This window comes from Streptomyces spiramenti, assembly GCF_012034385.1.
GTDB lineage: Bacteria > Actinomycetota > Actinomycetes > Streptomycetales > Streptomycetaceae > Streptomyces > Streptomyces spiramenti.
The window spans coordinates 16,775-30,737 of sequence record NZ_JAAVJB010000001.1 but is presented as its reverse complement, the minus strand read 5'-3'; the positions used below and the strand labels follow the sequence as shown (position 1 = coordinate 30,737).

The 13,963-nt window shown below is 75.7% G+C and carries 1 protein-coding gene and 1 pseudogene; both read left to right on the top strand.

Features of this window, described 5'->3' with window-relative positions:
• Window positions 1-58 precede the first annotated feature (58 nt).
• Window positions 59-10,234: a type I polyketide synthase gene (locus HCJ92_RS00080; protein WP_167931284.1), complete on the top strand. Its 10,176-nt coding sequence runs from the start codon at window positions 59-61 to the stop codon at window positions 10,232-10,234.
• Window positions 10,227-13,838 (top strand): annotated as a pseudogene (locus tag HCJ92_RS25720) (type I polyketide synthase); the annotation flags it as partial. The gene HCJ92_RS00080 and the pseudogene HCJ92_RS25720, both read left to right, overlap by 8 nt.
• Between the last annotated feature and the right edge of the window lie 125 nt (window positions 13,839-13,963).

Here is a 13,963-nt window from a genome sequence, read left to right as displayed (position 1 = left end):
CCGCGCCGTCCCGACACACCCACGGAGGCGCCCGGTGAGCGAACAGAACGAGCGGAAGCTGCGCGACTACCTCAACCGCGTCACCGTCGACCTCCGGGACACCCGCCGACGGCTGCGCGAGACCGAGGGCCGGAACCGGGAGCCGATCGCCGTGGTCTCGATGAGCTGCCGCTTCCCCGGCGGCGTCCGTACCCCCGAGGAGCTCTGGGACCTCCTGGCCGCGGGCCGTGACACCGTCGCCGGCCTGCCCGGCGACCGCGGCTGGGACACGGCAAGGCTCCGGGCGGGCGGTGTGCCCTGCCGGGGCGCGTTCCTCGACGGCGCCGCCGACTTCGACGCCGAGTTCTTCGCCGTGTCACCGCACGAGGCCGTCGCGATGGACCCGCAGCAGCGGCTGCTGCTCCAGGCCGCGTGGGAAGCGGTCGAACGAGGGGGCATCGACCCGTCGACGCTGCGCGGCAGCCGCACCGCGGTGTTCGCGGCCGCCATCGACCAGGGTTACGCCCAGCTCGGCACCGGCGCGCCCGAGACCGTGCAGGGCTTCCTGATGACCGGCAACTCGATGAGTGTCATGTCCGGCCGTGTCGCCTACGCACTCGGCCTCCAAGGGCCGGCGGTCACCGTCGACACCGCCTGCTCGGCGTCACTCGTCGCCCTGCACCAGGCGGCGCGCGCGCTACGTGCCGGGGAGTGCTCGCTCGCCCTGGCGGGCGGGGTGACCGTGATGGCTCGGCCCTCGGTGTTCACCGAGTTCAGCCGTCAGGGAGCCATGGCCGCCGACGGCCGGTGCAAGCCGTTCTCGGCCTCCGCCGACGGCACCGGCTGGGGCGAGGGCGTCGGCGTGCTCCTGCTGGAACGCCTGGCGGACGCCCGCCGCAACGGCCACCCGGTCCTCGCGGTGCTGCGCGGTTCCGCCGTCAACCAGGACGGTGCCAGCAACGGTCTCACCGCGCCGAACGGGCCCAGCCAGCAACGCGTCATCCGCGACGCGCTCGCCGACGCGGGCCTGTCCGCCGCCGACATCGACGCCGTCGAGGCCCACGGCACCGGCACCACCCTCGGTGACCCCATCGAGGCCGACGCGCTGCTCGCCACCTACGGCCGGGAACGCCGCTCCGAAGAGCCCCTGTGGCTCGGCTCGCTGAAGTCCAACATCGGCCATACCCAGGCCGCCGCCGGCGTCGCGGGCGTCATCAGGACGGTCCTCGCGCTGCGTCACGGTCTGCTGCCGCAGTCGCTCCACATCACCGAGCCCACCCCGCACGTCGACTGGAGCGAGGGCACGGTCGCGCTCCTGACCGAGGCCGGACCGTGGCCCGCGACCGGCCGTCCGCGCAGGGCGGGCGTCTCCTCCTTCGGCATGAGCGGCACCAACGCCCACGTCATCCTGGAACAGGCCCCCGAACCCGAGCCGAGGCCGCGGCCCACGGGCACCGCCCCGGACGTCGTGCCCTGCCTCCTCTCCGCGCGCACCGCGGCCGCCCTGCGCGACCAGGCCGCACGACTGCGAGCGCGCCTCGCCGCGGAGCCGGACGCGCGCCCCGCCGACGTCGGCTACTCGCTCGCGACCACACGGACCGCCTTCGCCCACCGCGCCGCGGTGACGGTGGTCGACCGCGCCGAGCTGCTCGCGTCGCTGGACGCGCTCGCCCGCGACCCGGCCAGCACCGTGTCCGCCGTCACCGCCCTCGCTGAGCCCGGGCCCGGCCGGGTGGTGATGGTCTTCCCGGGGCAGGGTGGGCAGTGGCCCGGCATGGGGCGTGAACTCCTGGACACCGCGCCGGAGTTCGCCCGTTCGATGGCCGCCTGTGCGGACGCGCTGTCCCCGTTCGTGGACTGGTCGCTGTCGGACGTCGTGCGCGGTGGGCCCGGCGCCCACGCGGCGGACCGGGTCGACGTGGTGCAGCCCGCACTGTTCGCGATGATGGTGTCGCTCGCCGCACTGTGGCGGTCCTGGGGCGTCGAGCCGGACGCCGTGGTGGGGCACTCCCAGGGGGAGATCGCCGCCGCGGTGGTCGCCGGGGCGCTGTCGTTGGAGGACGGCGCGAAGGTCGTGGCCCTGCGCAGCCGGGCCATCGCCCGGCTCACGGGCGGCGGCGGCATGGTCTCGCTCGCCGTGTCCCGCGACCGGGCGGAGGGCGTCATCGCGCCCTGGGCGGAGCGGCTGTCGATCGCCGCTGTCAACGGCCCCGCCTCCGTGGTGGTCTCCGGCGACGCGGCTGCCCTGACCGAACTGGCCGCGGCCTGCGAGGCGACCGGCCTCCGGGCCCGTACCGTCCCCGTCGACTACGCCTCGCACTCCGCGCACGTCGAAGGCATCGAACCCGAACTCGTCGCGGCTCTCGCCGGCGTCACTCCGGTCGTCTCCCGCGTCCCGCTCTTCTCCACCGTCACGGGGGAGCGACTGGACACCACAGCCATGGACGCCGCGTACTGGTACCGGAACCTGCGCCGCACCGTACGCTTCGACGCCGCCGTCCGCGCACTCGTCGAACAGGGACACGGCGTCTTCGTCGAAGTGTCCCCGCACCCCGTCCTGACGGCGCCCGTCCAGGACACCGCCGAAGCCGCAGGCGCACCCGACGCCCTCGTCACCGGCACCCTGCGCCGCGACGAGGGCGGCCTCCGCCGCGCCCTCACCTCGGCGGCCGAACTGTGGGCGCGCGGCGTGCCGGTCGACTGGCCGACGGTGTACGAGGGGCGGGACGCGCACCGGATCGACCTGCCCACGTACCCCTTCCAGCAGCGCCGACACTGGCTGACGCCCGCCGCGCCGGAGCCCGCCGCCGGCGACACCGACTTCTGGGAGCTGGTGGAACGCGGCGACGTCGACGACGCGGCCACCGCCCTCGCCGTCGACGCCGCACCCCTGCGCGACGTCCTCCCGGCCCTGAGCGCCTGGCGGCGGCACCGCGACGCGACGGACCCGTCCGACGCCTGGCGCTACCGCGTCGCCTGGCATCCGGTGCCCGATCCGCCGGCCCCCGCGCTCAGCGGGACGTGGCTGGTCCTGTCGCCCGAGGGGGACCAGGAGAGCGAGGCGGTGCGGGAGGCCGCGCGGGCCCTGCGGGAACACGGGGCCGAAGCGGTCGTGGCGGCCGTCGCGCCGCCCGGCGATTCGCAGCTCACCGGCGCCGACCGCGCCCACCTCGCCGCCACCATCAGCGCAGCCGTGGACGTCCGCGCCCTCACCGGGGTCCTCTCCCTCCTCGGCCTGGCCGACCACCCGCACTCCCACCACCCGGGCCTGCCCGCCGGCACGGCCCTGACCCTCGTGCTCGTCCAGGCACTCGGCGACCTCGGTGCCACCGCGCCGCTGTGGTGTGCCACCCGGGGCGCCGTCTCCACGGGTGCGGCCGATCCGCTCACCGCGCCGGCACAGGCGCAGGTATGGGGCACCGGTATGGTCGCCGCACTTGAACACCCGCAGCGCTGGGGCGGGTTGGTCGATCTTCCCGGCACGCTCGACGCCCGCGCCCGGGAACGCCTGTGCGCCGCCCTCGGCGGCCCGGACGGCGAGGACCAGCTCGCGGTACGCCCCGGCGGGCTGTTCGTCCGCCGCCTCGTCCGAGCCCCCAGGCCCGCCCGTCCCGCGCGTCCCTGGAAACCTCGGGGCACCGTGCTGCTCACCGGGGGCACCGGGGCCCTCGGTCCGCGCCTGGCCCGCTGGCTGGCCCGAGGCGGCGCCACCCACCTGGTCCTGCCCGGGCGGCGCGGGGAGGACGTGCCGGCGGCGGCCGAACTCCGCGCGGACCTCGCCGCGTCCGGCACCACCCTCGCGATGCCCGCCTGCGACCTGGCCGACCGCGACCAGGTCGAACGGCTCCTCGCCGGGCTCGACGCGAGCGGCACGCCCGTCACCGCCGTCGTGCACGCAGCCGCGTTCATCGCGCTCGCCCCGCTCGACACCGTCCCGGTGGCGGCGTACGAGCGTGTCGTCGCCGCCAAGGCGGCGGGCGCGGCGCACCTCGACGCGCTTCTCGACCGCGAACTCGACGCGTTCGTGCTGTTCTCCTCGATCGCGGGCGTATGGGGCAGTGGCGACCACGGCGCCTACGCCGCGGCCAACGCCCACCTCGACGCCCTCGCCCAGTACCGGCGCGGCCGGGGCCTGAGCGCCACCACCGTCGACTGGGGCATCTGGCGGACCGGGGCACCGGCCGACGGAGCCGCGCCCGCCCCCGGGGACACCGATCTCTTCAACCTCGAGGAGCACGGCCTGCCGCGGATCGACGACGCGCGGGCGCTCGCCGCGCTCCAGCGTGCCCTCGACGACGACGAGACGCTGGTGACCGTCGCCGACGTCGACTGGGGGCAGTTCGCCCCGGTGTTCACCTCCAGCCGCCCCAGCCCGTTCCTGCGGACCGTCCCCGAAGCCCGTCGCGCCCTGGCGGGGCAGGGCGACGCCGACGCCCCGGCCGCCTCCGAACTGCGGCGGCGGCTCACCGGGCTGCGGCTCCCCGCCGAGCAGGACCGGCTGCTGCTCGACCTGGTCCGCGGCCACGCCGCCGCCGTCCTCGGCCACGACCGTGCCGACGCCGTACCGCCCGCCAAGGCGTTCCAGGAACTGGGTTTCGCCTCCCTCACCGCGGTCGAACTCCGCAACCGCCTCACCAGGGCGACCGGCCTGCGGCTGCCGTCGACCCTCGTCTTCGACCATCCGTCGGCCGTCGCGCTCGCCGCCCACCTGAAGGCCGACCTGCTCGGTGCGGACGGGACGGCGGCGGCGACGGCGGCTGACCCCCGCCCCGAAGCCACCGACGAGCCGATCGCCATCGTCGCCATGGGCTGCCGCCTGGCCGGTGGCATCACCACGCCCGAGGAGCTGTGGCAGCTCCTCGCCGACCGGGGGGACGCCGTCACCGGGTTCCCGACGGGACGCGGCTGGGACCTGGAGGCGCTCTACGACCCCGACCCGCAGCACCCGGGCACCTCGACCACCCGGCACGGGGGATTCCTGCACGACGCGGCCGACTTCGACGCCGCCTTCTTCGGTGTCTCACCCCGCGAGGCACTCTCGATGGACCCGCAGCAGCGGCTCCTGCTGGAGACCTCCTGGGAGGCGCTGGAACGTGCCGGTCTGGACCCGGAGACGCTGCGCGGCAGCCGCACGGGTGTCTTCACCGGGGTCAACTACAGCGACTACGGCACGGCGGTGGCCCGTTCCGCCGAGGGCGAGGGCCATCTGCTGACCGGCAGTGCCCCCAGCGTCGTCTCCGGGCGTGTCGCCTACACCCTCGGCCTGGAGGGCCCGGCGGTCACCGTCGACACCGCCTGCTCGTCCTCCCTGGTGGCCCTGCACCTGGCGGCCCGCGCGCTGCGCGCCGGGGACTGCACGCTGGCGCTGGTCGGCGGCGTCGCGGTGATGGCGACACCCGGAGCTCTCATCAGCTTCTCGCGGCAGGGCGGCCTCGCGGCGGACGGCCGGTGCAAAGCGTTCGCGGACGGCGCCGACGGCATGGGCATGGGCGAAGGAGCGGGTGTGCTGCTCGTCGAGCGGCTGAGCGAGGCCCGCCGCCGCGGCCATCCCGTCCTTGCGGTGCTGCGCGGCTCCGCCGTCAACCAGGACGGTGCCAGCAACGGCCTGTCGGCCCCCAACGGGCCCAGCCAGCAGCGCGTCATCCGCGCCGCCCTGGCCGACGCGGGCCTGTCCGCCGCCGACATCGACGTGGTGGAGGCCCACGGTACCGGCACCACCCTGGGCGACCCCATCGAGGCGCAGGCGCTCCTGGCCACCTACGGCCGGGACCGGCCCGAGGGGCGGCCCCTCCTGGTCGGCTCCCTGAAGTCCAACATCGGCCACACGCAAGCCCTTTCCGGCGTCGCCGGCGTCATGAAGACGGTTCTCGCCCTGCGCCGTGCCACTGTCCCCGCGACGCTCCACGCCGAACGGCCCACCACCCACGTCGACTGGAGCGCCGGCGAAGCCGTGCTCGTGACCGAGGCCGAGCGGTGGCCCGAGACGGGCCGGCCACGCCGCGCGGGCGTCTCCTCCTTCGGACTCAGCGGTACCAACGCCCATGTCGTCCTGGAGCAGGCGCCGGAGCCCGAGGCACCCGACCCGGCCCACGCCCGCGAGGTCGCCGTAGTCCCCTGGTGCCTGTCGGCCCGGTCCGCGGACGCTCTGCGCGACCAGGGCGCGCGGCTGCTCCATCACCTGACCCGGAGGCACCCGGCCGACGCGGCGGACGTCGCCCTGTCCCTCGCGGGTCGCACCGCCTTCCCGTACCGCGCCGTCCTCGTCGGCGACCGCGACCGGCTGCTGCCCGCGCTGGAGGCGTGGGCCGCGGACGCCGCAGGACCCACGGTGGTCGGCGGCGTCGCCGACCCCGACCGGCGCACCGTCCTGATGTTTCCCGGCCAGGGCTCCCAGTGGACCGGCATGGCCCGTCAACTCCTCGACGAATCACCAGAGTTCGCCGAAGCCCTGCACGCCTGCGCGGCGGCGCTCGCCCCGTGTGTCGACTGGTCGCTGCTGCAGGTCGTGCGCGACGGCGGCGGCCTGGACCGCGTCGACGTGGTGCAGCCCGTCCTCTTCGCCGTGATGGTGTCCCTCGCTCGGCTGTGGCAGGCGTACGGCGTCGTCCCCGACGCCGTCGTCGGGCACTCCCAGGGGGAGATCGCCGCGGCCGTCGTCGCGGGCGCGCTGACGCTGGAGGACGGGGCGAGGATCGTCGCCCTGCGCAGCCGTGCGATCGCGAGGCTCGCCGGGCGCGGAGGCATGGAATCGCTCGCGGTGCCGGAGCCACGAGCCGTCGAGTTGATCGCGGCCTGGGAGGGACGGTTGTCGGTGGCGGCGGTCAACGGGCCGTCCTCGGTCGTCGTCTCCGGTGACGCGGACGCTTTGCAGGAGCTCAGGGAGGCATGCGAGTCGGCCGGCGTGCGGAGCCGGCGCATCGACGTCGACTACGCGTCCCACTCCCTCCACGTGGCTGCCCTCGAAACCGAACTGACCACCGCCCTGCAGGACATCGAGCCCGTCACCGCGGACATCCCGCTGTACTCGACGGTGACGGACGGCTGGCTGGACACAGCGACGATGGACGCCCGCTACTGGTACGCCAACCTCCGCCGCACGGTGGGCTTCGAGTCCGCCGTCCGTGGCCTCGCCGCCGCGGGCCACCGCCTCTACCTCGAGGTGAGCCCGCACCCGGTTCTCATCCCGGCCGTGGAGGAGACCCTGGAGTCGGCCGGTGTGGAAGCGGCCGTGCTCGGCACGCTGCGGCGCGACGAGGGCGGCATGGAGCGCGTGCTCCGCTCCCTCGGAGCCGCCTGGGCACACGGCGCTCCCGTCGCATGGGCGCCGCTGTTCGCGGGCACCGGCGCCCGTCGCGTGGAGTTGCCCACCTACGCCTTCCAGCACCGTCCCTACTGGGCCGTGCCGGCACCGGACACCGTGGGCGACGTCACGGCAGCGGGTCTCGGAGCCACCGGACACCCCCTCCTGGGTGCGGCGGTGGAGCTCGCCGACACCGGTGGAACACTGCTCAGCGGACGGATCTCGGCGCGCACGCACACCTGGCTCGCGGACCACGCCGTGTCGGAGGTCGTGCTGCTGCCCGGCGCCGCGTTCGTGGAGCTCGCCGTCCGCGCCGGCGACGAGACCGGATGCCCCGTCCTGGAGGAACTCACACTCCACACCCCCTTGGTACTGCCGGCGACCGGCGGTGTGCGGCTCCAGGTACGGGTCGGCACCCCGGACGGCACCGGCCGCCGCACCGTGGACGTGCACGCACGGCCGGACGTCGCGGACGCGCCGTGGACGCCGCACGCCTCGGGCGTCCTGGCCGGAGCAGCGGAGGAAGGGGCCCCGGCGCAGGGTGCGATCCGGCCTCCCGCCGGTGCGGAGCCCGTCGACGTCGATGACCTCTACGACCGTTTCGCCGCAGCCGGATACGGCTACGGACCCGCCTTCCGAGGGCTGCGCGCGGCCTGGCGGCACGGTGACGACCTGTACACCGAGGTCCGCCTGGACGAGGACCAGCACGCGGCGGCCACCGGCTTCGGTATCCATCCCGCCCTGCTCGACGCGGCGCTCCACGGCCTGTGGCTGGCACCCGGTGGCGGCGGGGCGCCGGGCCTCGCACCGGGTGCCGCGCGGTTGCCGTTCGCGTGGACCGGGGTGACCCTGCACGCCTCCGGTGCCACCGCCCTGTGGGTCCGCCTCTCCCCGGACACCGACGGGACCGTGGCCCTCACCGCGCACGACCCCTCCGACCGACCGGTGATCACGGTGACCGGACTCGCCGTCCGACCCGTCGACGTCGAGGTCCTGCGCGCCGCCGCGGCTCCCGAGGCGGACGGTTCCCTGTACCGCCTCGCGTGGTCGCCCGTGCCCGCTCCCGCCACCGGCTCCGCGCCGCCCGCCCGCCTGGCCGCTCTCGGTTCCGGCATGCCACCCGCGGACACCTACCCGGACCTCGCCGCCCTCGCCGCGGCCGTCGACGGCGGGACGCCCGTGCCCGACGTGGTCCTCGTGCCGTGCGCCACGGCAGACGGGGACGACGCGGCGGCCGTACGGGCCGTCGTGGGCACCACCCTCGCGCTGCTCCAGGCATGGCTCCCCGACGACCGGTTCACCGACACCCGCCTGGTGTTCCTCACGCGCGGCGCCGTCCGCACGGGACCGGACGACACGCTGAGCGACGCCGCGGGCGCGGCGGCACGCGGCCTGGTGCGCTCCGCCCAGCACGAGCACCCCGGCCGCCTCCTTCTCGTCGACGCGCCGGACCACGCCGACGCGATCGGCCTGCTGCGGCGCTGCCTGGACCTCGGCGAACCCCAACTGGCCCTACGCGACGGGAAACCGCTCGCCGCCCGCCTCACCCGGGTCCCGGCGGCGGAAGCCGCGGACCGCCCCGCACCGCTGGACCCCGCCGGCACCGTCCTGGTCACCGGCGCCGGCGGGGTGCTCGGCGGACTCGTGGCCCGGCACCTCGCCGGGCGACACGGAGTGGGACACCTGCTCCTGGCCGGGCGGCGCGGGGCCGACGCCCCCGGGGCCGCAGCGCTCCTCGCCGACCTCCGGGACCTCGGCGCCGAGGCGCGGTTCGCGGCCTGTGACGTCGCCGACCCGGCCGCCGTCGCGGAACTGCTGGCGAGCGTGTCCGCCGACCACCCCCTGACGGGCGTCGTGCACGCCGCCGGTGTCCTCGACGACGGCGTCGTCACCTCGCTCACCCCCGGACGCCTCGACCGCGTCCTGCGGCCCAAGGTCGACGCGGCCCTCGCCCTGCACGAGGCGACCCGCGAGCTGCCGCTGTCGGCGTTCGTCCTCTTCTCCTCCGCGGCGGGCGTCATCGGCAACGCCGGCCAGGCGAACTACGCCGCGGCCAACGCCTACCTCGACGCCCTGGCCGAACGCCGCACCGCCGCGGGCCTGCCCGCCCAGTCGCTCGCCTGGGGGCTGTGGGAACAGCGAAGCGAGATGACCGGCACGCTGGACGGGACCGGACTCGGGCGGATGACGCGCGGCGGTGTCGCAGCGCTCGCCGACACCCAGGGCCTCGCGTTGTTCGACGCGGCACTGCACCTCGACGACGCGGTGCTCGTGCCCCTGCGGCTCGACACCGCCCGGCTCCGGGCGGGCACGGGAAGCGGTGTCGTGCCGCCGCTGCTGCGTGGTCTGGTGCGCGGCGCCCGGCCCGCCGCCGCGGCCGATGCCGCGCAGGTGGCCTCGGTGCGGGACCGGCTGGCGTCCCTCGGCGCGGGGGAGCGCGGGGAGCGCATCGAGGAGCTGGTGCGGGCCCACGTCGCCGAGGTCCTCGGGCACAGCGGCCCCGAGGCGATCGACCCGGAGCAGGCGTTCAAGGACCTCGGGTTCGACTCCCTGACCGCCGTCGACCTCCGCAACCGCCTCAACGCGGCCACCGGCCTGCGTCTGCCCGCCACCCTCGTCTTCGACCACCCCACCCCGGCCGCCACCGCAGCCCACGTGGCCCGGCGTCTCGCGCCGACCACCGAGCCCGCTCCGGCCACCGGGCCCGCCGCCCCCGACCGCCCGGACGACGACCGGGAACTGCAGCGCCGGCTCGCCGCCGTACCGGTGACGCGCCTGCGCGAGGCCGGGCTGCTGGAAACGGTGCTCCGCCTCACCGAGAACGACAACGGGGGAACGGAGAGCGCGGGAACGGCCCCCGCGAGAACGGGACTCGCGGACGACCCTGACGCGATCAGGGAGATGGAAGTGGACGCCCTCGTGCGGCTGGCACTGGGCGGCGGCGAACGTGCCTGATCCGGCGCGGGAAGAAGGGAAGAACATGTCCACGGACCACGTGGTCGAGGCACTGAGGGCCTCCCTCCTCGACAACCAGCGGCTGCGCCGGGAGAACAGCAGGCTCGCCGACGAGGTCGACAATGCCCGCGAACCGATCGCCGTGATCGCCATGAGCTGCCGCTTCCCCGGCGGGATCGGCTCCCCGGAGGAGCTGTGGGAGCTGCTCGTCAAGGAGCAGGACGCCGTCACCGGCTTCCCCGCCGACCGGGGCTGGGACCTCGACGGCGTCTTCGACGCCGATCCGGACACGCCGGGAACCTCGTCCACGGGCCAGGGCGGATTCCTCCACGACGCCTGCGAGTTCGACGCGGGATTCTTCGGGATCTCGCCCCGCGAGGCTCTCGCGATGGACCCGCAGCAGCGCCTGCTCCTGGAGACCTCCTGGGAAGCGGTCGAGCGCGCGGGCATCGACCCCCTCACTCTCCGGGGCAGTCGCACCGGCGTCTACGCCGGCGTCATCTACAGCGAGTACGGTTCCCGCCTCGCCCGCGTGCCCGAGGACCTGGAGGGCTTCCTCGGGACCGGCTCCATCGCCAGCGTCGCCTCCGGCCGCGTCGCCTACACCCTGGGCCTGGAGGGGCCCGCGGTCACCCTGGACACCGCCTGTTCCTCCTCGCTCGTCGCCCTCCACCTCGCCTGCCAGGCCCTGCGGGCGGGTGACGCCACCCTGGCGCTGGCAGGCGGCGTCACCGTGATGGCGACGCCCGGGTTCTACGTCGGCTTCAGCAGACAGCGCGGCCTCGCACCGGACGGGCGCTGCAAATCCTTCGCCGCGGCCGCTGACGGCGCGGGCTTCGGTGAGGGAGCCGGCATGGTCCTCCTGGAGCGCCTCTCGGACGCCCGCCGCAACGGCCACCCGGTGCTCGCGCTGATCCGCGGCTCCGCCGTCAACCAGGACGGCGCGAGCAACGGACTGACTGCGCCCAACGGCCCCGCGCAGGAACGCGTCATCCGACAGGCCCTGCGGAGTGCCGGACTCACCCCGGCCGAGGTCGACGCCGTCGAGGCGCACGGCACCGGCACCGTGCTCGGCGACCCCATCGAGGCGCAGGCCCTGCTCGCCACCTACGGGCGACGACGGCCCCGGGAGCGACCGCTGTGGGTCGGCTCCCTCAAGTCGAACCTCACGCACACCCAGGCCGCCGCCGGTGTCGGCGGCGTCATCAAGACGGTTCTCGCGCTTCGCCACGGTCTGCTGCCGCGCACCCTGCACGTGGACCGGCCCACTCCGCAGGTCGACTGGACGGAGGGCGCCGTCTCCCTGCTCACCGCCGCGACGCCGTGGCCCGCCACGGGCCGCCCGCGTCGCGCCGGGGTCTCCTCCTTCGGGGCCAGCGGCACCAACGCCCACCTCCTCCTGGAGCAGGCGCCCGAGGAACCGCCGGTCCAAGGCGAGGAATACGACGGGCCCGTCGCCTGGCCGTTGTCCGCCAAGGACGCGGCGGCGCTGCGCGGCCAGGCCGCCGCCCTGCACGCCCACGTGCTGGCCGACCCGTCCCTGCGCCCCGCGGACATCGGCCTCTCCTTGGCCACCGGCCGCTCCCGGTTCACCGAGCGAGCCGTCGTCGTGGGTGCCGGCCGCGCCGAACTCCTCGACGCCCTCGGTGCGCTGGCGCGCGGCGAACTGTCGACCGACGGCGCCACCGGAACCGCCCCGCGCGGCGGACGCAAGGCGGTGTTCGTCTTCCCCGGTCTGGGCGCACAGTGGGCCGGCATGGCGGCCGGACTCCTCGACAGCTCGCCGGTGTTCGCCGACCGCGTGGCCGACTGCGAGCGGGCGTTCGCCCCGTACCTCGACTGGTCGCTGAGCGCGGCGCTGCGCGGCGGGCCCGACGCGCCGGCCCTGGACCGTGTCGACCGCCTCCAGCCCGCGCTCTTCACGGTGATGGTGTCCCTCGCCGCCGTGTGGCGCGCCCACGGCGTCGAGCCCGCAGCGGTCGTGGGCCACAGCCAGGGAGAGGTCGCCGCGGCGTGTGTCGCCGGAGCCCTCACGCTGGAGGACGCCGCCAAGGTGGCGGCGTTGCGCAGCCGAGCCCTGGCCGGGATCACCGGCGCGGGCGGTATGGCGACCCTGATGATGTCGGGGGAGGACGCCGAGCGGCTCCTGGCCGAGCGCGGCTCGGAGGTGACGATCGCGGCCGTCAACGGTCCCCGCGTCGTGGTCGTCGCGGGCCCGTCCGCGGCCGTCCGCGGCCTCGTCGCGGACCTGTCGCAGCAGGGTGTCATGGCGTGGCACCTCCCCGTCGACCTCGCCTCGCACTCGGGCGCCGTCGACGCCCTGCGGGACGAACTGAGCACCGCCCTCGCCGGTGTCACCCCGCGTGCCCCCGAGGTTCCGCTGCTCTCCGCCGTCGACGCCGACTGGCTCACCGCCGACCGGGTCACCGCCGGGTACTGGTACCGCAGCCTGCGGGAGCCGGTCCGCTTCCACGCGGCCGTGCGGCTGCTGCTCGACGCGGGCCACCGCGCTTTCGTCGAGGTCAGTCCGCACCCCACCCTCACCTACGGCATCGCGGACACGGCGGCCGACGCCGACCGCCACGACGTGGCGGTCATCGGGACCCTGCGTCGCGACGCGGGCAGCCGGCGGCGGTTGCTGACCGCCCTGGGCGAGGCGTACGCGGCCGGACTTCCGGTCGACTGGCGTCCCGCGTACGAGGGAACCGGCGCGCGCCGCGTGGACCTGCCCACGTACGCCTTCCAGCGGCGGCGCTACTGGCTCGACGCCACCGCCCCGGGGGGCTCCCCCGCCGCGGCGGGCCAGAGCGATCCCGGCCACCCCTTCCTCGGCGCCGCGGTCGACCTGCCGGGCGGCGGCACGCTGCTCACCGGGCGGCTGTCGACGGCGGCCCGTCCGTGGCTCGCCGACCACGCCGTCGCAGGCGCGGTCCTGCTGCCCGGAGTGGCCTTCCTGGAGATGGCGGCCCACGCCGGCGCCCTCCTCGACCGCGCGCGAGTCGAGGAGCTGACCCTCGCCGCCCCGCTGGCGCTGCCGGCCGGCGACGAGGTCGCGGGCGTCCAACTGCGCCTCGCCGTGGACCCTGTGGACGAGCAAGGACGTCGCGCGATCACGTTCCACTCCCGACCGGAGGACGCACCGGGTCAGGACTGGACCCAGCACGCGAGCGGCCACCTCGCGCCGGGCACGGCGGAACCCCCGCCGCCTGCCGGGACCGCTGCCTGGCCGCCCGAGGGTTCCCGACCGCTGAGCGTCGACGACCTGTACGACGCCCTGGAGTCGCGGGGCGTCGCGTACGGCCCCGCCTTCCGCGGGCTGCGCTCCGCCTGGGGCCACGGCGACGACATCTTCGCCGAAGTGGCCCTGCCCGACGGACTGACGGACGACTTCCCCGTGCACCCCGCGCTGCTCGACGCGGCGCTCCAGACGGCCGGCTTCCGCGCCGTGGACGCGCGACACGACGGCGTGCCGCTTCCGTTCTCGTGGAGCGCCGTCACGCTCGGCCCTGGAGCCGGACCCATCCTGCGCGTCTCCCTGCGCACCGACGGCTCGGACGGCTCGGTCGGCTCCGACACGCTGAGCGTGCGCATCACCGGCGAGAACGGGCGACTCGTCGCGGACATCGGTTCGCTGACCCTGCGGACGGCCTCGTACGAAGCGCCGCGCGCCACCGACCGGTCGCTGTACCGCGTCGACTGGATCCCCTCGGACCAGCCCGCCACGCCGCC